This is a genomic window from Microcoleus sp. B3-D2 (genome assembly GCF_036705345.1).
In the GTDB taxonomy this organism is placed as follows: Bacteria; Cyanobacteriota; Cyanobacteriia; order Cyanobacteriales; family Microcoleaceae; genus Microcoleus.
Genome location: NZ_JAUBUG010000055.1, coordinates 1 through 25,920, shown reverse-complemented (window position 1 = coordinate 25,920; position 25,920 = coordinate 1). Strand labels below are relative to the sequence as shown.

Sequence of the window (25,920 nt, the reverse complement as noted above, 5' to 3'; positions counted from 1 at the left end):
TTTTAATAATGCTAACCCTCAGAACACTGTTCGACAGCAAATTTTATCTCGAAAACAACCCAGATGTCGCCGTAGCAGTTGCCAGAGGCACGGTATCGAGTCCCTTCGATCACTACCGAAAAATTGGCAAATTTGAAAATCGCGACCCCAATGCCCTGTTCGACGCCAGCTATTATTTAGACACCAATACAGATGTAGCGGCATCAGTCAAACTCAATGGCGTTTCAGTCGCCGACCACTTTATCAGATACGGTCAATTTGAACGACGCAACCCCAACCCATTCTTCGATGTTAATTTTTATCTAACAAGCAACCCCGACGTTCAGACAGCAGTCCAAGCAAATCAATTTACCCCATTTGAACACTACTTCAAAGCCGGCCAATTAGAAAACCGCAAACCCAGCGTTTTCTTCGATCCCAGCTTTTATTTAGAAAAATATCCGCTGGTAGCAGCAGCAGTCAATAGTGGCGCAGTTAAAAGTGCGATCGACCACTACATTCAATTCGGTCAACAAGAAGGACTTTTGATCACTTTACCCGATCCCGCAGACAATTTGAACGCAGCAAAAAGCCTGGGCATTCTGACAGAAATTCAAACGGCGAGCGATTTTGTGGGAGCTGCTGAACCAGCCGACATTTACAGTTTCATCCTCAATACTCCCAGCCTTTTCAGTGTAACTGTTGACGGTTTGAGTGCAGATGTTGATATTGAGTTAATTCAAGATATCAACGGCAACGGCGCAGTTGGATCAGACGATCTGATTGCTTCGTCTAACAATTTAAGCACGGCTTCAGAAACAATTGTCAGCAATGGCCCTTTACCTGCGGGGATTTATTTCGTCCGCGTTTCTCAATTTCAAGGCGATACAAATTATGACTTGAGATTGCTTTCCGCTCCTTCTCCCACGCCGCTTCTATGACATGAGGGTTTACACTCGAAGGCAGTCCAAATCAGAAGGTGGAAGACAGAATGCAGAATTAAAGAAAAATTTATAATTAAATAATTCTGCGGGTTTGTCAGTTAGATACTGTCCGGTTAATGACTTATAATATAATTGTTTGTTGTCACCCTCTTAAGAGAAGAGAAGACTTACGTCCTCACTACAAACCTAATTATAAATTTTTGACCGTACTTGATATTAAAACAAACAATTCTCTCTTCCATCTTCCATCTTCCATTGAGCCGATATTTCACTTATTAGTTTCTTACCCCCTGGGAGAGGGCAAAGATTGAACAGGTGCCGGAGGCCAATTAGAGCGACTTCTGGTTAGAGTAGTAGACACCAAAGCATAGCCCAAAACAGCGGGAAGCACGATCGCACTCAGAAACACGATCGTCGCAGCCCAAGTCATCGCATTCGAGATCGGGCCGTAATGAGTGCGGTAAGGGTCAAAGGTGGGTAAATTAGGCCTCGGGGCGTCCCGCAGCGCGATCGGACGTTTGAACCGCACTCGCCTGTCATCGAGCTTTTCGAGCAAAATCCAGCCAACTTCCGCTTCTTCTTGGCACAGCTTGTGAAAAATCGCAGGATTGCGAAACAAATCGTTGCTAGCCCGCACAATCTTGTACTCCCAAACCGTCAAATCAACAGCATTAGGAGCGGGTTTGGGATTGCCATTCGAGCGCGCATTTTCAGGCGCATTAAAATTATCTTCTTGAGATTCGTACCGAGTCAAAACTTCCTCCTCCTCGTTGTATTTTTGCCACGCAGCCAATTGCTCGCGGCTCACCAATACACCCGCGAGCGCCGCCTCCAAGCCGAGACTGCCAACCATCAAACTCCAAATCAGAATTTCAACCATAAAAAGAGTTAAAAATCAAAAACTAGAAAGACTCGCTTTTAACTTTCAATCTTTAATTTTCAAATAGCCTTCCACCACACAATCTGCACCCACTGCGCGCCAAGAAACCCGCTCTAAAGCCAAAGCATCAGTCATTGCCGAAAACCCCAAATCTCCTACAGGAGTTGGAGCTCCTTGGCCGCCGACAATTTTAGGAGCAATAAAAGCCATAATTTTTTGAACTGCACCCTCAGCAATTGCCTCGGCCGCCAAAGTGCCACCACACTCCCAGAGTACAGAAAGAAAAGATCGATCGTACAAATAAGCCATAACATTAGTCGGCGTCAGCGGCGACAATTCCACAACTTCCACCCCTTTGGCGATCAAAAATTCCTGAAATTCCGGGTTAACCCCAGGTTCAGTCAGCACCAAAGTAGCCGCCACAGAGGTTTCCCACAACCAAGCCGACTTCGGCAAATCCAGAGTGCGGCTCATCACCACCCGCAGGGGATTATTCCTATCAGGCTGGTGACTTGTCAGTAGAGGATTGTCCAGACGCACCGTATTTCCCCCAACAATCACAGCATCGCAGCCGACGCGCAACCGGTGTACCTCGCTCCGAGCCTCCTCGCCTGTCACCCAAGCGCTGTGGCCGCTACTGGTAGCAATTTTACCGTCCAAAGTCATTGCATATTTCAAAATTCCAAAAGGCCGGCGGTACAAAATCCGGTGTACAAAAGCCTCGTTGAGTTTTTGGCAAGCTTCCCCTTCCACTCCCGCCACCACTTCAATGCCAGCCTCTCGCAACCGGGCCAGCCCAGTTCCAGCTACCAAAGGATTCGGATCGACCATGCCAGCCACTACTTTTGCCACCTTGGCCTTAACTAAAGCTTCGGAACAGGGGGGAGTCCGGCCGTAGTGGTTGCAGGGTTCCAGGTTCACGTAGACGGTCGCTCCTTCGGCGAGTTCCCCCGCTTCCCGGAGCGCAAAAACTTCGGCGTGAGGTTGACCGGCACCGGGATGAAACCCTTCGCCGACAATCTTGCCGTCTCGGACAATTACAGAACCGACAAGCGGGTTGGGTGCGGTTTTGCCGAGAGCGCGGCGAGCCAATTCTATGCAGCGGCGCATCATGGCTCGATCGAACTCTTGAATTTCGCTGTTGTCCAGTTGTTTTGTACCTTGCTGCTGTCCGTTAGCTAAGCTGGCGATCGCTTGAGCGTCCGCCGGAAAAGTTTCCATAAGATTTTGGTATTGTGAAACTTCAATAAGATTTTAAGCATCTATAAACAATAGTAGTATCATATAGTCATGAAAGTCAAATAAAGAACAATTAATGAATCAAAAAATGGGGACTATGAATGCAACTAGCAGAGAGGCATATTATTAAAAAGACGGAACTCCGTTTCGCCCAGATTGATGAATTAGCCTTTAAATCGAAGAATCTCTACAATGCCGCAAACTACGTCATCCGTCAGAGTTTTGTCTATGGGTGGGGTTACATTAACTACAACGAGATGAACCGTTTGATGAAGTCTCATCAAGCATACAAGGCTTTACCAGCTAAGGTCAGCCAACAAATCTTGATGGTATTGGACAAGAATTGGAAATCGTTTTTTGAAGCAGTCAAAGCTTACAAAATTGATTGCTCTAAATTCACGGGTCGCCCGAAGCTACCGAAGTACAAAGATAAAGTCAAAGGTCGAAACATTCTTGTCTATACAATTCAGGCAATTAGTAGCAAGCAATTGCAGAAAGGAATCATCAAACTTTCGGGTACGGAAATCCTAATCAAGACCCAAGTAAATCCCGATCGGATTTGTCAAGTTAGACTGGTTCCCAAATGCGATTCTTATATAGTCGAGGTAATTTATAATCAACCGGAGTCCACCGTCAGCGACGATAAATCTATAGCTAGTATTGATTTAGGACTGAATAATTTGGTGGCGCTAACTTCAAATCAGCCGGGTTTTATCCCTGTCCTGATTAACGGGCGACCATTGAAATCGATTAATCAGTTCTATAACAAACGTAAAGCAGAGTTACAATCTCAGTTAAAAGGAAGCCGCAAGAGTTCACCTCGCATTCAGCGTTTAACTCGCTGTCGAAACCAAAAAGTCGATAATTACTTGCATCACGCCAGTCGATTGATAGTCGATCTTTTAGTTGCAAAACAAATTGGGACGCTAGTAGTTGGCAAGAATGCACAATGGAAAACCGAGATTGGCTTGGGAAAGCAAACAAATCAAAACTTTGTCAGCATTGCTCACGCTCAACTGATTAAAATGTTGGAATACAAGGCTCGATTGGTTGGAATTAAGGTGATCGTGCAAGAGGAATCTTACACCTCTATCTCAAGTTTCCTGAATCTAGATCCGATTCCTGTGTATGGGCATACTGGCGCTGATGATGTCGTATTTAGTGGTAAGCGAATCAAAAGAGGTTTGTACAAGACATCAGTTGGTCAATTAATTAATTCCGATATTAATGCTTCTTACAACATCCTGAGAAAAGCAATCCCAAATGCGTTTAGCAATGGGATAGAGAGCTGCGTAGTTCAGCCGAGGCGGGTCAATCCGCTCAAAGTAAAAGTGAAGGGGGAGGGACTTAACGCCTCCCATGTCATGCAATAAATGACTATACTTTTACTAGCTATGATATCTATCCCTGAGTGTACTGACTTTGATGCTAATTTTGGCTGCGATCCGACGATCGATTGCGGCTGGGGCAAACTGTACGTTACCACTGAGATATTGCACCATTCTCAATCAGCCTTTTATGAACAGGCTGTCCGGCCTGTTCCACAAGAAAATTTATCTTTTGTGGAACAGGCCGGACAGCCTGTTGCTGACAATGGTGCAAGATGTGAGTTACCAGGAGTGAAGGGCAATTTAGGGCGATCGGGCAGGCACGCCCCAACAAATAGCTTTAACATGAGGAAAGAATAGCAGGCGCTTGAAAAAACAATGAGTCAGGACATGAAGCGGGAATTTGCCAGCCGCGACGAATTAATTGCCTACGTGCGTGAACAGTTCCCCGAAGCCGCCGCCCGGGACAGCAGCGTACCCCCAACCCCAGGCGGGCGGAAAGCAGCCGAGACAGCCCTGCAACAAGTCGATCCCGGCAAGTACGCCTCAACCCGCAATTTCCTCAACGGTGCGATAACGCGCTTGTCGCCCTATTTGCGCTACGGAGTTTTGAGTCTGGCGGAAGTCCGGGATGCCGTGCTGGAGAAGGTGCGGCATCGAGAAGAGGCAGTAAAACTCGTCAACGAGTTGGGTTGGCGGGATTATTGGCAGCGACTGTACGCGGAATTGGGCAACGGGATTTGGCAAGACCGGGAACCCTACAAAACTGGCTACACTGCTAAAGATTACAGCGAAACTCTGCCGGAGGATGTCATTGAGGGATCGACTGGTTTGTTTTGCATCGACAGTTTCAGCCGCGAGTTGCGAGAAACTGGTTATTTGCACAATCACCAGCGGATGTGGACTGCCGCTTATCTGGTACACTGGCGCCGCGTGCGCTGGCAAGCCGGAGCTCGCTGGTTTTTGCAACATTTGCTAGATGGAGATCCGGCGAGCAATAATCTTTCTTGGCAGTGGGTAGCAAGCACTTTTAGTCACAAACCTTATTTTTTTAATCGGGAAAATTTGGAGCGTTACACTAAGGCGGTTTATTGTCGCGATTGTCCGATGTACGGGCAATGCGATTTTGAGGGAACTTACGAATATTTGGAAGGGCAGTTGTTTCCTCAGGGAGAAAAGGTCGATCGTAGCGGCGGTTCTAAAAGTTGGCAAGACTTTCAAAAGCGCCGGAAAAATTAAGGAAGTTCGGCAACCGATTCGCTTTCTTCGGATTTAACGGATTTAACACCAATTCTCAATTCTCAATTACCAATTCCCAATTCCCAATTCCCAATTTATGAACAATCCGATTATTTGGCTGCACGGCGACTGTTTGAGTCCTGAAGGCCCGGCTTTTAAAGCGCACCCAGAGGCACCGGCAATCTGGGTTTGGGATGATGCACTCATTGATGAATGGCAGTTGAGTCTCAAACGAATGGTGTTTATTTACGAATGTTTGCTGGAGTTGCCGGTAGTTATTCGGCGGGGCGATGTGGCTGCGGAAGTTATCGCTTTTGCTAAAGAATCCGGCGCGAATCAAGTGGTGACTGCGGAAAGTCCCAGTCCTCGGTTTCAGGATATTTGCCGGGAAATTAAGCGATCGCACCCTGTAGAAGTTTTGCCACCCGAACCCTTTGTCCCCTACGATGGTTACATTGATTTGAAGCGTTTTTCTCGCTATTGGCGCGTCGCTGAAAAATATGTTTTCTAATTGTAATTGGGAAGTGGAAATTGGAAATTGTAAATTGAAAAGAGGTGTTCTTTTCTCTTCTTCCCTCTTCCTTCTTCCCTCTTCCTTCTTCCCTCTTCCCTCTTCCTTCAACTCCCCTTCAAACGCTCCAACAGCCATTGAAATCTCGATGCCGCCAAATCGGGATTTTCGACATTTTCCGGGATAGCCCCCTCGTCGTCGGGATCTTGATATATTAAACCATCACTATCATCGCCGAAGCGCTGGACTGTACCCCGCAGTCTCGACGAAAGAAATTTGGTAATCGCCCGATAAAACCGCAGGGAAAAAAGCACGTCTTGCTCTAGTTTTTCAGTTAGCAGCCGCCTCGGAATTGACAGGATGAGGCACTCTTCAATTGCCGTGACGGTAGCAGAAGGAAGCCTCCCGTCTACAAAAGACATTTCGCCCAAAACTTCCCCGGCAATAATTTTTCCAATTTCTTTGTCGCCCAAAGATGATACAGCAACGCTCAAAGTTCCCTCCAGAACTATGTACAGGGCGTCTAAGGGCTTACCTTCGGTGATGAGGGTTGTGCCGGGGAGGATTTGGGTGCGGGTGCCGTTGGCGAGCATCCAATCGATGTCGCGATCGCTCAATTCGCCTAAAATGACTAGAACTTTGCTCATAAAGTCAGCTTGAGATGAGATAATTTGTATTTTTTTACTTGTTTAGTTGCGTGCTGTTGTTAGATGGTCAGACCCTGAGCGAAAGCGAAGGCTAAACTTTACAAATAGAACACTAAATTTTACACAATTTTCATAATATTCAGTAATTTTGACACGATCGAGCCACAAATATTTCTCGGATCGGTGGTATTATTCTACATTAATTGTCACGGACTGTGCAGCAGCCGATCGCGTTGTTTTAACTGCACTTGCTTTGGAGGGCGGGGCTGCCAAAACTGTTTTGAAAGCTTGTTGTCTCTTGGTTTCGAGCTGGTGCGCCCTCAAAAACCGGATTTTTCCGGCGTGGCTGCTAGTGCAGCGCCCCCAAGTACAGTATTGTAGAATGCCAGCCAGACGCGCGATCGACCTCTCAATTAAACAGGAGCAAGGGTGCAATCATCCCTAGGATTGATTTTTTGCCGATCGATCGGTAAATTAAAATTAGCCTCTAAACCCACCGTCCGTTCTTGAATCTAATCAGCTTGAGAGTTGACTATTCAACGGTAAAATGGCAATCTAGGAACAACACAACTCATATTTGTGTCTTTTTTTAGCAAAGCTCTTGACGGTCGCCCTCAAACACTTACACTTTTAACACACCCTTCATTGAGGAGTATCTATGAATAGTCTATTTTCCAAGTCTACTTTTGCGTTAATAAATCTTGCAGCTTTAGCTGTTTGTTGCAGTACCATGTCAGCGAAAGCTGAAACTGGCAACTTGGCCGATGTCGCTACAACTGCAACAATAGCCGCTCAAAATATTGACCAAATTTCTGAGCCGACAGCAACTTCAGCAGTTAAGCCAGACGCAGAAACAACGGCTAGTAATAAAAAAATTGATTCTATCAGTTGGAGCGAACTAACAGAAGCGGCAGAGCCAGTCGCCTCTGAACCTGCCGCCAACTTGCAAGTATCTATTGCTGCACCCGAAAAATCGGAAGCAGCAACATCTGAAATTGCTGAGACAGAAACAGCGCAAAATACCTCTATTGCTGCTGAAACTGAAAATTCGGAAGAAACTGCTAAAATTGCTGATAATGGTGTCGAAGTGCAGTCAACAGTCGAGACTGCAAAAAAGAGCGATCGACCTACCTCAATTGTTGCCGAGAGCAATAATCTTGAAGTAACAGCAACGAAGGAAGAAAAAGAAGTCCAAACAGCACAAGAATTGTTGAGCAATCCTGTCAGCACTTCCGCCTCAGCTCTGACAAACCAACCGAAAGTTGCTGAAAAACCGGCCACTCTCTCGGAACCAACTGAAACTGCCTCAGAACCAACTGAAAAAGTGGCTCAAGGAACTCAAATCCGACCAGGCCGAGCAACCCGTTCTGGGCCCAGCTACGTCGGCATTGGCGGCAATGTAGGTTTTGGCGGAGATTCAGCCTTAGGCGACGGTTCATTTGCGATTATTAGCAAAATCGGTTTGACGAACAATTTGTCGGTGAGACCTACTGTTTTGTTCCGCGACAACTTAACTCTTGTAGTTCCCGTTACCTTCGATTTTGTATCTCAACAAACCGTCGAAGTCAGCGAGGATTTTGTGATTAGTGCTGCTCCCTATGCAGGTGCTGGCGTGATAGTTACTACCGGGGATGACGGTAATTTTGGCTTCCTGATTTCGGGGGGTGTAGATGTGCCGCTGACGAGAAATTTAACAGCAACAGCGGGATTGAATATTGGTTTTGTTGACGGAGCTGACGTGGGATTGTTAGTCGGTGTCGGCTATACGTTCCCGAATATGGCCCGGTAGTGTTGCTGTTTGAGCAAACGCAGGACAAATAAATAGGCGCGGGGTTGGCTGTAGGAATACAGTCAACCCTTTTTGATTATGGAAAATCTGCCTATGCGATCGATGTAGGGTACGCCACAAGCAGAGAGCGCCGAGATTGATTTTTGTGAAAGATATAATGATGGTTGGATCGATCTGATATCAAATCCGTTAGCATCGGAATAGTAAATTCGAGTTCACTGTTGACGGTTGACTGTTCACGGCGTCAACAGTCAACAGTCAACAGTCAACCGTCAACATCATTCCGGTGTAACCGGAAATGATATGAGATGTTGCGTCATATTCAATAAGCTTTTTATGGACGGGCAGGATGCCCATCCCACAATCAAATTCACTCTTTGTGGAACAGGCCGGAAAGCCTGTTCTTGAAAATGTTGCAAGATATGGGCTCGATCGCACTTTCTCACCCACCACCCGAAAAAACCGTGACTAAAACAGAAATCTTAGCAGCACTCAAAAACCTGACAGCAGAAGAACGCCTAGAAATCATTGAAACAGCTTCGAGGATGATGCGCGAAGAAATAGAAGAAAAAGCCCAGCGCAAAGCCGAGAGAAAGCGGAGACTCAGAGCCGCCGCAGAAGCAGCGGTTCCTTTGTATGAACCAGGAGGGCCGCTGCACGATTTGTGGTCGCCCGACAGCGAACCGTATTTCGATTCCGAGGAAGAATACCTGAGCGCAGGGGTAGAAACTAATGCGTAAGGGCGAAATTTGGCTTGTCAGACTAGATCCAACGGTGGGAGATGAAATTGGCAAAACTAGACCTGTTGTGGTTGTCAGCGATGATGAAGTGGGAAATCTGCGGCTCAAAGTAATTGTTCCAATTACAGCATGGAACGATCTTTTTTCCCCACTTGATTGGATGGTGCAGCTCGAACCGACATCAGAAAATGGCTTGGCGAAACTCTCCGCCGCTGATACTTTTCAAGTCCGTTCCGTCTCGCAACAAAGATTTGTCCGACAACTCGGAACCCTGTCCGAGACAATTATGGAAGAAATTGCAGAAGCACTGACAATTGTTCTGGATCTGGATTGAATAACTAGGCAACAGCGTACAAATAGTGTTATTTATAGATAGATTGTATGGCGCGATGGCCTAAATGATTCCTATACAACTTACACTCAAAAATTTTCTCAGCTATCGCGAAGCTGCTTTAGACTTTCGCGGCCTGCACACCGCTTGCATTTGCGGGCCTAACGGTGCTGGCAAATCCTCCCTCTTAGAAGCCATATGCTGGGCACTTTGGGGCTGTTGCCGCAGCGATACAGAAGACAATATCATCCACATCGGCGAAACTGATGTGCGCGTTGATTTCACTTTCTCCACCGGCGGCCAAATCTACCGGGTGATTCGCAACCGGCGGCGCGGACAATCGGGAAGTGTGGAGTTTCAAGTCAGCTTGAATTCGGCCGTAACCGAGGAAAAACTTAATTTTCGCACGCTCACAGACAAGGGCCTGAGAACAACTCAGCAAAAAATCCTCGAACACATCAAACTAGATTACGATACTTTCATCAACTCCGCCTATTTGCGGCAGGGGCGAGCTGATGAATTTATGCTCAAAAAGCCGATCGAACGCAAACAAGTTTTAGCCAACCTGCTCAAACTCGACTCCTACGATACTTTATCCGAACAAGCCAAAGATACGTCCAAACAATTTAAAGCTCAAGTCGAAGTGCTCAAACAGAGTTTGCAAACCGTACAAGAGCAACTGCAACAAAAAGAGACGATCGCCTCCGAACAAACTCAATTGCAGCAAGCAACCGATTTGCTCTCTTCACAGCAGCAAGCCGACACAACCGAGTTACAGCAACTGCAACTCCAGCACCACAACCGCCAAACTTGGCAAAAACTCCTCGCCGGCCACCAGCAACAGCACTACAATATCACTCAAGAATGCCGCCGCTTGCAGCAAGAACTCAGCGCAGCCAAACAGCAGCAAAATGAGCTGCAAGCCCTCCTAGGGCAAGAAAAGGAAATAACAGCAGGCATCGCGTATTTCCAGAGCTTGCAAGCCACAGAAGAAACTCTGGCGGGCAAATTTAAGGCAAACCAACAAGCCCAAAATCAGCGTCAGCAATTGCAAGAACAGCAACGGCAAGAACTGAGCTTTTTGCAAAGCAAAATTCAGCAGTTGCAAGCTCAATTAGAGGTTTTAGAACAAGATGAAAAAGATGTTCTGGAGATTCTCAAACAGCAGCCGGAGGTTGATAAAGGACTCGCACAGTTGCAAGCAGTTCGATCGCGCCTCAACGAACTAGAGCAACTGCAACTGCAAGTTTCGCCACTGTTACAACAGCAGCAGCAAAAGCAACAAAAGCTCGATCGCGCCCGCGCCGGTTTAACCGCCCGCTTAGACGAAATCAACCGACAGGTGCAAGTTCAGCAGCAGCAGCGACAGCCGCAATTACAGCAGGAAATCTCCGCCATCGCCAATCAAATTTTGCAGTTGGAAAACAAGCGAGTTTATCAGCAGCGAGTCCGCGAAAAAGGTCAAGAAAGGCACGACTTTCTAGGAAACCTGCAAGCCAAAAGCCGCGACTATCAAACCAGACTCGCCGAGATCGACCAAAAACTGCAACTGCTGCGGAAACATGAAGGAGAAAAAACCGCAGGCGAAGATAAAGCCTCGAATTTTGCGGAAAACGAGCCATCGAATTCGCCTTTAATGGTGCGGGATGCAAATTTTGGCAATTGTCCTTTGTGCGATCGACCTTTAGACGAACACTACTGGAATTTGGTAGTCACAAAACACCACACCCAGCAGCAGGAAATCTGGAACCAACTGTGGGTAGTCCGCGAACAGTTGGCCGTCTCCGAGCGCGAAATTCAAGTTCTCAGACATGAATACCGCGAACTAGAAGAGGAATTAGCGCCCTACCAAGAATTGCGGGAACGCCGCAGTCATTTACAAGCACAATTAGATAGCCTGGGCCAAGATGAAAACCGCCTGCAAAGTATGCGTCAAGACGCTGCAGAAATAGAGCGGTTGCTACGCACCGGCGAGTATGCAGCCGAGGACTTGGGCCAACTAAAGCAAATCGAACAGCAACTGCAACAGCTCAATTACAGCGATAGCAGCCACTCCCTCGCCCGCAGCGATGAAAAGCGCTTGCGGTGGGCGGAGATTAAGCAAGCTCAAATCAAAGACGCTCAGCAGAAACTGAATAAAATTAATGCCCGTCGCCCGGATTTGCAAACTCAATTAGCCACAGTACAGCAACAGTTAGAACAGCAAAAAAATAGCTCGGAAATACAGCAGCAAATTCTGTCTTTAGATAGATACATTGCGGAAGTTGGCTATAATTTGGAGCAGCACGAACACGTGCGGAGCGAAATGCGCCGCTCGCAGTTTTGGATCGCCCGCGCCGAAAAACTGCGAGCGGCCACTCAGCAGTACCCGCAAGTGCAGCAGCGGGTTAATGAAATAGCAAATTCCATCGCCGTGCGCGATCGAGAGTTGCAAGCTGTCAGCGCTCAAACTGCCGCGATGAACCAGCAATTGCAAGAACATCCCGATCCCACAGCCCGCATAAGTGCGATCGAACAGCAAATGAGTCGCCGCCGCCAGCAGCTAGACCAACATTTGGGAAGTCTCGGACGCCTCCAGCAGCAGCAGCAAAATCTGGAAACTCTGGAAGTTCAGCTAGTAGCTCAAAAAGAGCAAATGCAAGTTGCCAAACGCCAGCAGCGAGTTTATCAAGAGTTGGGTCAAGCCTTTGGTAAAAACGGCATTCAAGCTTTAATGATTGAAAATGTTTTGCCTCAACTCGAAGCTGAAACAAATCAGATATTGTCGAGATTGAGCGCGAATCAATTGCACGTTCAATTTATTACTCAGCGGGCTGCTGCTTCTAAAAAAGCAACTAAATTGATTGACACTTTAGACATTTTAATTGCTGATGCTCGCGGTACTCGCGCCTACGAAACTTACTCGGGCGGTGAAGCTTTTCGGATTAATTTTGCGATTCGGCTGGCCCTGGCGAGACTGCTGTCTCAGCGGGCGGGCACGGCTTTGCAAATGTTGATTATTGATGAGGGGTTCGGGACTCAGGATGCTGAAGGGTGCGATCGGCTGATTGCTGCAATTAATGCGATCGCCTCCGACTTCGCCTGCATCCTCACCGTTACCCATATGCCCCACCTGAAAGAAGCTTTTCAAGCCAGGATTGAAGTAAGCAAAACTGCTCAGGGTTCTTCCATCAGCTTGTCAATTTAAAAGGGTTGACGAGCCGGATGGAAGGAGGAGAAGAAAAAAAGTTGAAAATATTAGTATTTTCACCTTCTGTTTTCTTTCCCCCTTCGCTATTTTCACCTTCTGTTTTCTGGATAAGTGCGGAATGTCTTTGGTTATACTAAATTCCCCAAAAGAAGGCAATTGTCTGCCCGTGGTCCAAACCATAATGGAATCAGTCATTGCCGATCTAAAATCTAAAATCTAAAATGGTATTAGTCGTCTCCCCCGTCGGCTTTTTTGGGCTGCTGACTTTGTTAACAAAGCTGAATTAAAAATAAGATAATAGAATAAGAATGGCTCAAGCTATTTATATTTTTTTATTGTTCATTCCGCTCCTCGGGAGTTTGGAGCTTGCCACTGATGACAACAGACTCTTTCAACCTGTCTCTCCTAGAACGGGCGATCGCAGCGTCGAGCAACAGCATCCTCATCGCGGATGCTCGCAGGCCTGACATACCTATTATCTACTGCAATCCTGCTTTTGAGAAACTGACCGGTTACAGTGCCGAAGAAGTTATTGGACGCAACTGCCGATTTTTGCAGGGCCCCGATACAGATCAGGCCGAATTAGATAAACTCCGCAGCAGCTTGCGAGCAGGAACGGAAATTCAGGTAGTTCTAAAAAATTATCGCAAAGACAAAACTCCTTTTTGGAACGAATTAATCGTTTCCCCCATCCTAGACAACGAGGGAAAATTAACTCATTTTATCGGAGTTCAGAACGATATTAGCAAAAGAGTAGCAGCCGAAACAGCCCTGCAAGAAAGCGAAGAAAGATTGCGGGCGATCGCCACTGTGACTCCCGTTCCCATGTCAATTACGCGCCTAGAAGACAGCGTTATTTTGTATGCAAATCCTGCCCTCGGGGAAAGTTTAGGTTTTAGTTCCGAACAACTTATCGGACGCAAAAAAATTGAACTTTATGCCAATATCAATGACCGCCGTCAATTGATAGAATTAGTCAAACAAAACGGCTTTAGCGACAGCGAACAAATTTGCCTCAGGAAAGCAAACGGCAGTTTGTTTTGGGTGAAAATGTCGATGCGCTCGATTAATTTTAACGGCGAAGCAGCAATTTTATCGGCATTTTACGATATTACCGCTCGCGTAGAAGCAGAAACAGCACTACGGCAAAGCGAAGCGAGGTTTCAAAAACTAGCCGCCAACGTTCCGGGAATGATTTATCAATTTCAGTTAGCAGCAGACGGCACTATGTCATTCCCCTACGTCAGTTCCGGCTGCCGCGAACTCTGGGAACTAGAACCAGAGGTACTCCAAAATTCAGCTATTCCCGCTCTAGAAATGATTCATCCAGAGGATGCGCCCAGCTTCCAGGAATCTCTTGCTATCTCAGCTAAAACTTTAGAGCCTTGGCGGTGGGAAGGCAGATTTGTTTTTGCGGGCGATCGGATTAAGTGGGTTAGCGGGGCTTCCCGGCCAGAACCCGGCGATAAAGATGACATTATTTGGGACGGCTTGTTGATTGACATTAGCGATCGCAAACTTGCAGAATCAGCACTGCGGCAAAGCGAAGCCAGATTCCAAAAAATGGCCGCCAACGTGCCGGGAATGATTTATCAATACTTGCTGCATCCCGACGGTTCCGATGAATTCATTTATGTCAGTTCAGGCTGTTGGGAACTCTACGAATTAGATCCAGAAAAAGTTCAAGAAAACTCGGATTTAATGTGGTCAACGGTGCATCCAGAAGACCTAAAAGTCCTTTTAGAATCAATCGCAATTTCCGGCGCAACTTTAAAACCTTGGATATATGAAGGGCGGCTCGTAACGCCATCGGGAAAACTGAAATGGATTCGCGGCATTGCCCGCCCGGAAGCGCAACCTGGGGGCGATATACTGTGGGAAGGGGTGACAATCGACATCAGCGATCGCAAGCTAGCAGAAATCGCCCTCAGCGAATCAAAAATGGCCCTGCAACAAGCCAATCAAGAACTTGAAAAGCGCGTCCTAGAACGCACGGAAGCCTTGCAAACATCCCAAAATATGCTGTGGTCGGTAATCAACAACATCCCTCAGTTAATTGCCTGGAAAGATCGAGATTTAGTTTACTTGGGAGGCAACACAAACTTTGCCAAAGTCGCAGGTTTCAATCACCCCAGTGAAATCGCTGGCCTCACCGACTTCGATATGCCTTGGAAGCCCGAAGAAACAGAAATTTTTCGAGCCTGCGACCGTCGCATCATGGCAACAAACACCCCAGAATATCACATCATAGAATCCAAAATGCAAGCCGACGGCACCCAGTGCTGTCTGGATACAAATAAAATACCTTTACACGACAATTCCGGCAATGTTGTCGGCATTTTGTCTACGTTTGAAGACATCACAGATAGGCTTTCCCTAGCAGCTCAAGTCCGGGCCAGCGAGGAACTATTTCGCACGATTTTTGAAGATGCACCCATCGCTATCTACTTAGCCAATTTAGACGATAACAAGTTAGTGCGAGTCAATAAAACTTACTGCGAAATGCTGGGATATACCGCCGAAGAATTGCTGAGCAAAACATTTATAGAACTTGGGCACCCCGAAGATTATTCAAAAAACCTCGAAGTTGCTCATTATCTTGAGCGGGGAGAAACTAATAGCTATCAAATTGAAATTCGCCAGCTTGCCGCTACAGGTAAAATTGTTTGGGTAAACGTGACAGCTACTTTGATTCGAGACGCCGAAGGAAAAGCTATTTACAAATTAGGGATGATTGAAAATATAACTAACCGCAAAATTTCCGCCGCAGCACTCCAAGCTTCAGAATCTCAATTGAGAAAACAAGCAACCCAATTGCAAGAAGCCTACGAACAGCTACAACACGCTCAAATCCAATTAGTTCAATCCGAAAAAATGTCGAGTCTCGGTCAGATGGTGGCTGGCATCGCCCACGAAATCAACAATCCCGCAACTTTTATTAACGGCAATATTTCTCATACATACAACTATTTTCATGATTTAATAGAAGTCTTAAGCCTCTACCAGGAATGCTACCCGTCCCCAGTAGCTCAGATTTCTGAAAAAGTTAAGGAGTTAGATCTGGATTTCCTGAAGGAAGACTTGCCCAGGATGCTAAACTCCATGAGAGTAGGAATAGAAAGAATTAGTAAAATTGTGTTATCGCTGCGGAATTTTTCGCGACTGGATGAATCAGAAATGAAGTTGGTAGACCTTCATGAAGGAATTGACAGTACGCTGTTAATTTTGCAGCACCGATTGCATCAGGGAAGTAAAAAAAGCCGGATTGAAATTATTAAAGAATACGGAAAAATCTCGAAAATTCACTGTTGTGCGGGGCAGTTAAACCAGGTATTTCTCAACATTATCAGCAATGCGATCGACGCTTTAGAAAACCAACCGCAACCTCGGACGATCGTGATTCGCACCCTCATGAAAAAAGCTGGCCTGAAAAGCCACAGTAAAAACCAGCTCAGTGATTGCGATCGCATTGTAATTTGCATCGCCGACAGTGGCCCGGGAATGAGCGAAGACGTTCGCAAGCGGCTATTTGACCCGTTCTTCACCACCAAGCCCGTAGGGGCTGGAACCGGCTTAGGATTATCCATCAGCCATCAGATTGTGGTAGAAAAACATAAGGGAAGCCTGCGGTGCATCTCAGCGCCCGGACAGGGAGCGGAATTCTGGATTGAAATCCCCTGCTGAGCGATCGTCCCTTAATCTAAAAGTTTAAATATCTAACTTTTAATTCCCAATTGCCGTCGGTGCTTGAGTTATCAGGGTTTTGAATTAACCGCACTCAGAGGCCGGAACAAATCGCACTCAGCGGTGTGCTAATCTGCTGCCCTTATTCGCTAGGCAATTATGCTGAAAAAACTACCTTTATCCTGGTCTCGCTACATTCCAGCCGGGTTGACGCTGGCTTTGGGTGTCGGACTGTCGGTTCTGGCATTCGCCTTGGTTTGGGACTGGGAAGACAAGCGCCGCGACTACGAAATGCAGCGCCGCATCGACGATATTTCGATCGGCATCGAACGCCAGCTCAACTCCGACTTAGATACTGTTCTAGCCCTCAGCGACTACATGAAAGCCTTCAGCGCCGTCGAGCGTTCCTCTTTTGCCCGGTTTGTCGCCCGGCCCCTATCCGTCCACCCCAGCCTGCAACTCCTGGCTTGGGCCCCCCGCGTCCCGAATTCGCAGCGGCGCAACTACGAAACCAAAGCTAGAACCGAAACAGAGCCCAGCTTCGAGATTACAGAGCGCGGCCCGCGAGGAGAACTCCGCAAGGCCCTCCAGCGTTCCGAATACTTCCCGGCGTTCTACGTCGAACCAACAGCCGGAAACGAGACAGTATTGGGCTTTGACCTCGCCTCCCACCCAAAAATCCGCGTCGCGCTCGATCGAGGGCGCGATACAGGGGAAATGATTATCACCAACTACATCGGCCTAACTCAGGGCAATTCCCCGGAACTGGGTCTTTTGGCCATAGTTCCGATTTACGAAAACAGCAGTAAACCCACTACCCTGGAATCCCGTCGCCAACTGCTACAAGGATTTGTTCTGGGCGTATTTCGAGGCAAAGATATTTTCCAAACCTCTTTAAAAGGACGCAATACCGACTACCTCAATATTTATCTCGTTAGCGAGGCTCCAGACAAGCAAGAAGCACCGTCGCTGTTACCCCAAACGGGGAACCAAGTTCTCAAAAATCTCCCTGCTGAGCGCCAAATTCAGCAATTTGCGGTGCAGTTCCAATCCGCGAGCCAACAAGTGCTTCCAGCATCAGCCACTGTTGACCGAGCCCTGATGCAAAACTGCCCGATTCTTGACAATCCAGGCCCGAACTATACAGCTTGCAGAAGGCGGCTGAAAATTAGCAGCCGCCAGTGGTCTATGTACGTGTCTGCAACGCCGGAAATTCGCAGGATTCGCAAGCACTGGCGCTCTTGGGGAACTCTGACGATGGGGATGCTGTGGACTTTGATTCCGGTGACATATATGCTGACATCTTTGAGCCGCACCGCCCAAATCGAAAAGCTAGCCGGAGAAAGAATTCGCCAAGCCGAACAGTTGCAGGCTGCTTACCTACAGTTGGAACTCGAACAAGCTAAATCCGAGCAACTGCTGCTGAACGTTTTGCCGGCAGCGATCGCCCTGCGTTTGAAGGACAATGAACACAATATCGCCGAAAGTTTTGCGGAAGTAACTGTGATGTTTGCCGACATTGTGGGGTTTACAGAGCTTTCGTCGAGAATTTCAGCGACGGCGGTGGTGGAAGTGCTCAACGATATTTTTTCGGCTTTTGACCACTTGGCCGATCGCCACGGTTTGGAGAAAATTAAGACTATTGGTGACGCTTACATGGTTGTCGGCGGTTTGCCGACGCCCCGAGAGGATCACGCCGAGGCGGTTGCGAACATGGCGATCGATATGCTGCACGAAATTAGGCTCCTGAGTTTAGAACATTCGGAACCTTTCAGCATTCGGATTGGGATTAGCAGTGGCCCTGTCGTTGCCGGCGTCATCGGCTTAAAAAAGTTTATTTATGACCTCTGGGGCGACACAGTAAATATTGCTTCGCGCATGGAATCCCACGGGATTACTGGCTGCATTCAAGTCACCACCGAAACCTACCAGCTATTAAAAGATAAATATACTTTTCAGAAGCGCGGCGCCATTCAAGTTAAGGGCAAGGGATACATGGTTACTTATTTACTAACTGGGAAAAAAGATTATTGACACTCCCCGTTCTTTCATAGACGGGGATTCTTGGGGAGCATCTCAATTTTTGTAAAAAGCATCTTTGGTATAAGCAAGCGAGGGGGGACGCTCGCACTATAAAAGCTTGCACACAGTTATTTTTTAGCTCGCATCACTAAATCAATTAACTGTTCTCTTCCCCAGAGTTGTACCCCATTCGCTTGAGCCAGTTTATGAGCATTGGATGTAAACATACTGTTTGTAATAACGATCGCATCTTGCGCCCCGTAATACTTAACCGCACTAACCACTTCTTGCACGGCGGAATTTCCCACTTTTCCTTGATAGCGTTTTGCCTGGACAACGGTTTTCTTGCGGGCTTTAGAGAGAATCAAGTCCGCACCAAAATCGCCCGTTTTGGGTGTCATTTCGACCGCATAACCGAGATTGCGGAAACAGCAGGCTAAAAATTCCTCAAACTCTTCTCCCGTCATGCGATCGACCTGATCGATTAAATACCCAATCTCTGCCACTTCTAACCGCGTAGAACCTGCTAAAATCTGCTTGAATTTTTTCAGCAGAATTGCACTCAACTTAGTAGAAGGAGAATGAGAAGATAAGGGGGGAGCTTGTGATTCAGTATCTATTAAATTCGCAATCTTTGACACGTCTAATCGCCCAGCAACTTTTATGATTTTTTGGAAATTTTGCAGCATACTCGAACTCAACTTATTAGTAGAAGGAGAATCAGAAGATAAAGAGGGAATTTGTGATTCAGCTTGGACTTCAGTTTGTGCTTCAGTGGCTTCCGATACCCCATCCTCGATCGAAGTTGGCTGGGCTGGCTTTTGAGCTTGCTTTCTTTTGCTCAAAACAGCCCGTTGAATTGTCAGCAAAATTTTCCCCTCTTGTTGATTAATTTCACCGTCAGCCTCGACGATCTCAGTGCATCGCTTTAAAAGTGGTTCGGCAAAGTCAAGTTCGAGTTGTGCGAGTAAAATATCCAACTTGGGAAGCAATTTAGACTTATTTGTCACAGCTTCAATCTCAGCTAAAGTCCTGGGATTTAAATTCGCCGCTCGTAATTCCGGTAATAACTCATCCCATCGGGTGAATTTTTTGCTGGCATAGACGACATACACCAAAATCCAATCCATCACCGTTTCTTGTGCGATCGCTGTCTCTAAATATTGCTCACTTTCCGCTTGCAATACCTCTTGTAAATCTTCGAGCTTGGTTTCGATTTCCGAGGAATCGAGATGCGCTTCATAAAACCGACAAGCACCGTATCCCAGCGCGTAAATCATTGTCGCACTGGCGCTAGCATTAATTACCGCACCCGCCAAGGGAATATTGCTGACAAGCGTAACTCCAGCTTCGATCGCTAAATTGCTACCCAAGGACAAACCAAAAATAGCGACAACTTCTGCTTTGCGATCGCTCGATCGCAAATCCATGCCATAGGCGGCAGCAATTTGATAAACCAACTCGGCAGATAACGCCGTCATTGCCGCTAAATCCATGCCAGACAACGCCAAAGCCACGCCGGGAACTAAACTGCTCACCAAGCCACTTCCTGCCGCTAGCAAGGCTTTTTCCACCATCAAGTGATGTGCGATCTCTTCGGGTTTCTCGTGAGGATATTGGCGCTGTAACTCTCGAACTTGCGCCTCGGCATTTACGACATCAACAGCATCTATAGCATTAACTAACCAGTCGATTTTGAAATTTTGGGTCAGTTTTTTCAGGATAGGACTCTGCGAAATAAAAACTAGGGATGAACCAAAAAAATTGGGAACTTGCATTGCTGCACTTCCCGCACTCGCCGCTGCATTCCCCACCGCACTCGCGGTATTAACAAAAATCGCACTTCCAGCACTGACGGCGGCATTCCCCACCGCAGTTGCCGTATCAACAATCGCACTTCCAGCAGTGCCGGCGGCATTCCCCACCGCACTCGCCGTATCAACAATCGCACTTCCAGCACTCGCCGCCGCACTCCCCACCGCACTCGCCGTATCAACAATCGCACTTCCAGCACTCGCCGCCGCACTCCCCACCGCACTCGCGCTTGCAGAGACGGCTCCGAAAACGGAACCGAACCAATTGGATTTATCCCCTGGTTCAGCCTGCACCTCCGATTTGGATTTATCCTTGGTTTCTGAGACTTCGGTTACTGAGAGAACTTCTTGTGAGTGAGTGCTGTCTTTTTTGCTTTCGTTGTCTAGCATGGCTTTACTGGGGGTTGAGATTTTCAATGCAGCTTTTTCAGCAATTCCTTGGATTGACACTCCCCCCTCGCGTACAGATGGGGATTCGTTTCCTGGTAATAGTGTAGCGCGATCGTCCCGCTGGCTAGTTTCGTCTTTTGGAGTGCCAGCAGGACGCTCCCAATCCCTCATCTTTCAACCATTAAACCATGACCGAAGACATCAATTCATCTGTCATTTCAAAATTCGCCGTCACACTTTGCACGTCGTCCAAATCTTCCAGTGCATCCATTAACTTAAGGAGCGATCGAGCTTTTTCAGGAGTGTCTATTTCCACTGTATTGCTGGGAATCCAGCGAGTTTCTGACTGCAAAACTGCAAATTTTTTTTGTTTCAAAACATCAGCCAGTTGTTCCAAATTAGCCACACTTGTAAATACCTCTGCACCTTCAGTATCCTCATCAATTAATATCAAATCATAAGATTCCGCAGCCGCCTCTAGCGACGCTTCAAACAATTGTTCCTCATCAATCGGGCCGCGTACCGTACAAACTCCTTTGTGGTCAAACATCCAGCCCACACAACCAGTTTCGCCCAGGTTGCCGCCATTTTTAGTAAAAGCTTCTCGCAAGTCAGCCGCTGTGCGGTTGCGATTGTCTGTCAGCGCTTCAATCAAAATAGCAACCCCGCCAACGCCGTAACCTTCGTAGCGAATAGCTTCTAATTCGGAACTTCCCCCCGCTAAGCCGGCACCTTTGGCGATCGCCCTTTCTATGTTTTCATTAGGAATATCCGCCGCCTTGGCTTTTTCAATAGCCGTCCGCAGTTGAAAATTGCCAGCGGGATCGGGAACTCCGCTGCGGGCCGCGACAATAATTTCGCGAGATATTCGAGCAAAAACTTTGCCTTTAACGGCATCAACTCTAGCTTTTTGGCGTTTTATATTCGCCCACTTACTGTGTCCAGCCATACCGATTTGAGATTTGAGATTTAAAATTTGCGATCGAGATTAAACAGTAACACCCAGATTCGGAGAAATCCGATTAACGTAGGGTACACCTCGGCGCACCTTACACAAATAGCATAAAATGCGATTTTTCGCACGAATCTCAACTTTAATTAAACCGGATCACCGTTTCAGAGTCACTCAGGTGAGAAGTATCGCCATTAAGTGCGATCGACCATTCTCCCTCACCCCGCACCACTTTCACCAAACAGCACAAAGAAGCGTTAATTTCCGTTTCAACACAGCCAGCCAGCCCGATCGCAGTTCCTAAAACCGACGCACCGTGACCTACTAATAACATATCTTCGGGAAACTCAGCCGCGAGGCGTTTAGCAGTTTCCCCCGCCCTTTTGAGACAAGCTTCCCCAGTTTCGGGATAATTAGCAATACCGCCTTTGTAGGAAGCATCAATCCTGGGAAAACGCTTGCACAAAGCTTCAACGGACTCAGTTTCTGGCATTTCTGGCATCCATTCCGGATTCAGCCATTCGCACAGTCCCCACTCTAGTTTAATTGACAAATCGAGAGCTTCGGCCGCGTGATTTGCTGTTTGGACAGTTCGCAGAAAAGGGGAAGCAAAAATATGAGAAATTCCTTCACCTTTGAGGCGATTGGCTAGTTGTTTAGCTTGAACGTGACCGTCTTCGGAAAGGTGGGGGTCATAGGGGCGTTCTGCGGTGAGAAACCAGTCGGGGTTAACGAAGTCGATGCGGTTTCCGTGTCGTGCGATCCAGACTGTTTGTGGCATGAGTTGGTTTGAGTTTTGCTTCTAGGTGTAATATTATATCAAAGTTTGTTAATTTGATTTGTTGCGAAGCTATTGATGAGATTTTTTTTAACCGCAGATGCACGCAGATAGACGCAGATGGATAGTGGATTGGGTAAGGGGTAATGGGGCGCGATCGTATTTTTCCCCTTAAAGTCTTTCCAGCCATTTTTGCAGGGCTAAATCAATTAATTGACCTGAACTAAATTTACAGGCGCGCTTATCTAACTCGTCTATAGTTTCTAAGATGTTCGGATATCGCTGGGCAATGTTCATTTTAATAAAAACCTCTTTCACATCCTTAGCTAAATCTATATACTTCATCTCTTCATAAGTAAAAATTTTAGATGCCGCAGAGCTTTTAATAATTTTAATGGCGCTGTTAATATACTCGATCAATTTTTTTTCATTAAAATAAGTATATCTATAATTTTGTTGCCACTGTTGGATATTTGTTATGTTGAGCTTTACTTTTTCTGTTTGATTAGCTATTACCTTCTTGTTAGAGCTAACTTTAGCACCAATTCCGCTTGACACGTAGCCCTCTATCAAAGCATTGCCATCCCAATCAGTCCAGATTCTTGCTCTGCCAAGAGTTTTACTTGTCAGACCTTTGGTAATAGTGCATAGTAATGGTTAAGACCGTAGGGAGGCATTGTAATGATGGACAAAGTACCAAACCGCACCGATGTGATTGCTTAATTTTTTGGAGAACGACAAGGTTTTACGAACCAATCGCCCAACTCGCTGGCGCAGGGTGTTGTTGAAGCGCTTGTGGGTAACTGGTTTTTCCGGTTTCTTTGCCAACTGCTCGATGCCGCTTTCTTGGTAGCACCTGCTCATAAGCTTCCCAAAAATCGGTGTAGCAGATAGCACACTGGCGATAAACTGCCGGTAATGATTGCCAAAGCCCTTTGGCTGCTTGACGAGAACGATCGCCGATGAATACCCCCACGATCTCACGGCTGTCTGCATCAATGGCTAACCAGATCCATTGTTTGTTATCTTTGGAACCAACGAATGACCACATCTCGTCTAACTGAATCGTCAGCCGGCCTGGTTTTTTTTAGTGATTTCCAGTCTCTTGGGGGTCTGATAAAATTTCTGGTTGACGTACATTTGTAACCAGCGCTCAGATACACCCGTTACTCGTGCAATGGCTGCCAGAGAACAGCGTTCGAGTAACAGTTTATCAATCAACTTACGAGTTGCTTCATCTATGGGCCCTCGAGTAGCATTTTCCACAAACTGCCGTCCACAAGCAAGACAGCGAAATCGGGGTTTACCGTAGTGGGTGTGTCCGTATTTGATGATTTGGGTTGATTGGCACTTAGGACAATTCATCGACTTGACTGAAATTTTTCAGGGTTCTGACCTCAAGTGTACCATTACTATGCACTACTACCAGACCTTTTAAGGGCAACCACAGAAATAAGATTATACTTCCTTTACTATCCGAACACAACTCAGCGCAGAATTTACTATTTTTACTATTTCCATTTCCATACTTGATACTGCCAGCCGACACAACTTCTTCCATCCGCTTATCAAAACAGAGAAGCTTATGCCTAGTTTTTAATATTTCTTGCTGTTGACTAAGCTCGCAATTACTCAAAAGTTTCAAAAGTGCTTTGGGTGGACTGGGTATGTTCTCTGTGCTTTCTCTTTCTTGATATGTAATCTCTACTTGTGAAGTATGTTCGGCATCTACATCTTTCAAGTGTAAATATAAATTTTTTCCGTCAGGAACGAGCGCAAATTGCAAAAATTGAAAAAATAGCCCGTGATACTTCCTGTCGGTAAAATTATCTCTGTGAAATTTTGGCGCAATTGCTATTAAGCGAACGAGTTGATCGTAATCCACGCGATCGGCAAAAGGTTTGTGTTCCAACAAAGCATCGTAATAACGGGTTAACTGCTGAACGACATATCTATCTTCGCCGTTTTTCAACTCCAGCACAACTAACCGTTTATTCTCGTCCACCGCTATAATATCGGATCTTTGCTCGTTGACAGTGAATTGCCGCTTGATGACCGTCAAACCCAGCAAGCTTTGCAAGTGAACTTCGACAAAATCCTCTAACGCTTCTTCACTTGCAAATTCCCACCCAGACCCTGTTCTCCTCAATGCGGCGCTGCTTAGCATTTTGACACTTCTTAAAGTCTTTAACCAATTTTACCACTAATGTCTGTAGTCCGCTCAGGAGTGGTGAAGAAGACCCTCAAAGCCTTAAAAATTTGTTGCGGGCGATCGCTCGATCTGCTTTTTTTTCAACAGCGATCGATAGTAAATCTTATTATTACCGATTGCCAACCGGTAGGATGAGGCAAAGCCGATCGATCGCACGCCTGTGGCGGGCTTGCACTGCACACCTGACCCCAACCAATAGCGGAGCAGACCATTTTTGTGTAAGTCCTATATTTGACACTGCGCTAAAATTACATCAGTCACTCTGTATGGTCCAATGGCTCAATCTATAAAGCAACTCCACGCCCAAATTCAAGCCATGCCCAGCGATTCGGTTAAGGCGATCGTGCTTTCATGGCTGAATCAGTCCAACGGTAATCTCAGCGACTTTGAACGCCTAATCGCAGAAATTGCCGAGGAAACGGAGGGATATCAGTGGGGAGAAATTGACACAGCAAACGAGTTTCAACCCCTCAGCGAAGAAGAAACAATCGCCTTGAGTCTCGCAGCCTTGCAAGATTACCAGACAAACAAGACGGGCATTCCGCACGATCGGGTTAAGCAATGGGCAGATAGTCTAGGGAGCGATCGCGAATTGCCATGCCCTCAGTAATTTGGACGCGCCCAGCCCTAACAGCGGGCTCTCCTGAACTTATGGTTATAACTTTTTCTAATCACCAAAGCAAGCTAATACGCGATTCCTAAAATTATTAAAATTAGAAAAACCATACCCTTGTCGCATTATCAACTTAATCCGATTGTTGATTCCTTCCATGACTCCACTTGTGGTGCGATCAAGAAAGTAGTTGCAAATGCCCTCAAAATGATTCTCAATTGTTGATGCAGATTCTCTAAAAAATACTTTGGCATGATTTAGCCATTCTTTGATTTTATTCTGCCCTTTTTTGACCGTCAAATTAGTCTCATATATTTCTCTAAATTTTTCTTTCATCTCATACGCAATTCTCAAACATTCTGATTTACCTAGTGTCAATTCTAATTTATAAATCTGCTGTGAATTTAAATTTACTCGATTATTTAATAATAAATATCTACTTTTTCTGTCTGTTATTCCGGCTGCTATACGTAACTTATTTAAGTCTTTATTAACTACTTTTATTACATGAAAACGATCAATAATAACTCGAGCATTTGGGAATACTTTTTTGATAATTTGAGGGAATCCACCCCACATATCAACACTCACTTCCTCAACTTGTTCGCGAACCTCAATTGGTTGTTTCATAAGGACTT

At 46.4% G+C, this 25,920-nt stretch carries 23 protein-coding genes and 1 pseudogene; 13 read left to right on the top strand and 11 right to left on the bottom strand.

What is annotated here, in order from left to right; translation table 11 throughout:
• Window positions 1-8 precede the first annotated feature (8 nt).
• The gene (locus QUB14_RS20105; RefSeq protein ID WP_190657500.1) at window positions 9-920 is read left to right on the top strand and encodes a PPC domain-containing protein; all 912 of its coding nucleotides are present in this window, start codon (window positions 9-11) and stop codon (window positions 918-920) included.
• A gap of 286 nt (window positions 921-1,206) precedes the next feature.
• Here QUB14_RS20105 and QUB14_RS20100 read toward each other — a convergent pair whose 3' ends face one another.
• Together QUB14_RS20100 and ribD are read right to left on the bottom strand one after the other, a co-directional pair.
• Window positions 1,207-1,803, bottom strand: coding sequence for a hypothetical protein (locus QUB14_RS20100; protein ID WP_333214174.1), 597 nt, complete (start codon window positions 1,801-1,803; stop codon window positions 1,207-1,209).
• Between the two features lie 45 nt (window positions 1,804-1,848).
• Window positions 1,849-3,024, bottom strand: a complete 1,176-nt coding sequence (gene ribD / locus QUB14_RS20095) for a bifunctional diaminohydroxyphosphoribosylaminopyrimidine deaminase/5-amino-6-(5-phosphoribosylamino)uracil reductase RibD (RefSeq protein ID WP_333214176.1) — start codon at window positions 3,022-3,024, stop codon at window positions 1,849-1,851.
• 119 nt (window positions 3,025-3,143) lie between these two features.
• On the opposite strand from ribD, the gene QUB14_RS20090 reads away from it, so the two are divergent.
• From QUB14_RS20090 to QUB14_RS20075, 4 genes are all read left to right on the top strand, one after another.
• Window positions 3,144-4,415 (top strand): transposase, encoded by a 1,272-nt coding sequence (locus QUB14_RS20090; protein WP_333214178.1) that lies wholly within the window; start codon window positions 3,144-3,146, stop codon window positions 4,413-4,415.
• A complete protein-coding gene (locus tag QUB14_RS20085; RefSeq protein WP_333214180.1) occupies window positions 4,416-4,730 on the top strand; it encodes a hypothetical protein in 315 nt (104 codons plus the stop codon). It begins immediately after the preceding gene.
• Window positions 4,731-4,748: 18 nt separating this feature from the next.
• Window positions 4,749-5,609 carry an FAD-binding domain-containing protein gene (locus tag QUB14_RS20080; RefSeq protein ID WP_039886485.1) on the top strand — a complete coding sequence of 287 codons (861 nt, stop codon included), beginning with the start codon at window positions 4,749-4,751 and terminating at the stop codon, window positions 5,607-5,609.
• Between the two features lie 97 nt (window positions 5,610-5,706).
• Entirely contained in the window at window positions 5,707-6,120 is a 414-nt protein-coding gene (locus tag QUB14_RS20075) for a hypothetical protein (RefSeq protein ID WP_333214183.1), read from the top strand.
• Window positions 6,121-6,227: 107 nt separating this feature from the next.
• Here the strand turns inward: QUB14_RS20075 and QUB14_RS20070 are convergent, their stop codons facing one another.
• Window positions 6,228-6,767, bottom strand: coding sequence for a cyclic nucleotide-binding domain-containing protein (locus QUB14_RS20070; RefSeq protein ID WP_333214185.1), 540 nt, complete (start codon window positions 6,765-6,767; stop codon window positions 6,228-6,230).
• Window positions 6,768-6,915: 148 nt separating this feature from the next.
• Here QUB14_RS20070 and QUB14_RS20065 point away from each other — a divergent pair, with 148 nt between their 5' ends.
• The 7 genes from QUB14_RS20065 (at window position 6,916) to QUB14_RS20035 (ending at window position 18,535) form a co-directional block, all read left to right on the top strand.
• A complete protein-coding gene (locus QUB14_RS20065) occupies window positions 6,916-7,212 on the top strand; it encodes a hypothetical protein (RefSeq protein ID WP_333214187.1) in 297 nt (98 codons plus the stop codon).
• Window positions 7,213-7,425: 213 nt separating this feature from the next.
• A complete protein-coding gene (locus tag QUB14_RS20060) occupies window positions 7,426-8,556 on the top strand; it encodes a hypothetical protein (RefSeq protein ID WP_333297289.1) in 1,131 nt (376 codons plus the stop codon).
• Window positions 8,557-8,966: 410 nt separating this feature from the next.
• Window positions 8,967-9,296 carry a hypothetical protein gene (locus QUB14_RS20055; protein ID WP_333297286.1) on the top strand — a complete coding sequence of 110 codons (330 nt, stop codon included), beginning with the start codon at window positions 8,967-8,969 and terminating at the stop codon, window positions 9,294-9,296.
• On the top strand, window positions 9,289-9,630 hold the full coding sequence (locus tag QUB14_RS20050; protein WP_333094263.1) for a type II toxin-antitoxin system PemK/MazF family toxin: 342 nt from the start codon (window positions 9,289-9,291) through the stop codon (window positions 9,628-9,630). Before QUB14_RS20055 ends, QUB14_RS20050 begins: the two co-directional genes overlap by 8 nt.
• A 64-nt stretch (window positions 9,631-9,694) precedes the next feature.
• Window positions 9,695-12,814, top strand: coding sequence for an SMC family ATPase (locus tag QUB14_RS20045; protein WP_333214193.1), 3,120 nt, complete (start codon window positions 9,695-9,697; stop codon window positions 12,812-12,814).
• Window positions 12,815-13,192: 378 nt separating this feature from the next.
• On the top strand, window positions 13,193-16,501 hold the full coding sequence (locus QUB14_RS20040) for a PAS domain S-box protein (protein ID WP_333214195.1): 3,309 nt from the start codon (window positions 13,193-13,195) through the stop codon (window positions 16,499-16,501).
• 159 nt (window positions 16,502-16,660) lie between these two features.
• A complete protein-coding gene (locus tag QUB14_RS20035) occupies window positions 16,661-18,535 on the top strand; it encodes an adenylate/guanylate cyclase domain-containing protein (protein ID WP_333214197.1) in 1,875 nt (624 codons plus the stop codon).
• 116 nt (window positions 18,536-18,651) lie between these two features.
• Here QUB14_RS20035 and QUB14_RS20030 read toward each other — a convergent pair whose 3' ends face one another.
• The 7 genes and pseudogenes from QUB14_RS20030 to QUB14_RS20000 all read right to left on the bottom strand — a co-directional run bounded on the left by QUB14_RS20030 (window position 18,652) and on the right by QUB14_RS20000 (window position 24,849).
• A complete protein-coding gene (locus tag QUB14_RS20030; protein WP_333214199.1) occupies window positions 18,652-20,898 on the bottom strand; it encodes a restriction endonuclease in 2,247 nt (748 codons plus the stop codon).
• A 10-nt stretch (window positions 20,899-20,908) separates the two neighbouring features.
• Window positions 20,909-21,676 carry a YebC/PmpR family DNA-binding transcriptional regulator gene (locus tag QUB14_RS20025; RefSeq protein WP_333214201.1) on the bottom strand — a complete coding sequence of 256 codons (768 nt, stop codon included), beginning with the start codon at window positions 21,674-21,676 and terminating at the stop codon, window positions 20,909-20,911.
• Window positions 21,677-21,821: 145 nt separating this feature from the next.
• Window positions 21,822-22,460: a histidine phosphatase family protein gene (locus QUB14_RS20020; protein ID WP_333214203.1), complete on the bottom strand. Its 639-nt coding sequence runs from the start codon at window positions 22,458-22,460 to the stop codon at window positions 21,822-21,824.
• A gap of 168 nt (window positions 22,461-22,628) precedes the next feature.
• Window positions 22,629-23,015 (bottom strand): hypothetical protein, encoded by a 387-nt coding sequence (locus QUB14_RS20015; RefSeq protein WP_333214205.1) that lies wholly within the window; start codon window positions 23,013-23,015, stop codon window positions 22,629-22,631.
• A gap of 99 nt (window positions 23,016-23,114) precedes the next feature.
• Window positions 23,115-23,822, bottom strand: a pseudogene (locus QUB14_RS20010) (IS1 family transposase).
• Window positions 23,809-24,624: an endonuclease NucS domain-containing protein gene (locus QUB14_RS20005; RefSeq protein WP_333214207.1), complete on the bottom strand. Its 816-nt coding sequence runs from the start codon at window positions 24,622-24,624 to the stop codon at window positions 23,809-23,811. The pseudogene QUB14_RS20010 and the gene QUB14_RS20005 overlap by 14 nt, the downstream one beginning before the upstream one ends.
• Before the next feature lie 84 nt (window positions 24,625-24,708).
• Window positions 24,709-24,849, bottom strand: coding sequence for a hypothetical protein (locus QUB14_RS20000; RefSeq protein WP_333214210.1), 141 nt, complete (start codon window positions 24,847-24,849; stop codon window positions 24,709-24,711).
• Between the two features lie 94 nt (window positions 24,850-24,943).
• On the opposite strand from QUB14_RS20000, the gene QUB14_RS19995 reads away from it, so the two are divergent.
• Window positions 24,944-25,279, top strand: a complete 336-nt coding sequence (locus QUB14_RS19995; RefSeq protein ID WP_333214212.1) for a hypothetical protein — start codon at window positions 24,944-24,946, stop codon at window positions 25,277-25,279.
• A gap of 57 nt (window positions 25,280-25,336) precedes the next feature.
• Here QUB14_RS19995 and QUB14_RS19990 read toward each other — a convergent pair.
• Window positions 25,337-25,920 (bottom strand): transposase (locus QUB14_RS19990; protein WP_333214214.1); only part of this gene is annotated, 584 nt, incomplete at its 5' end.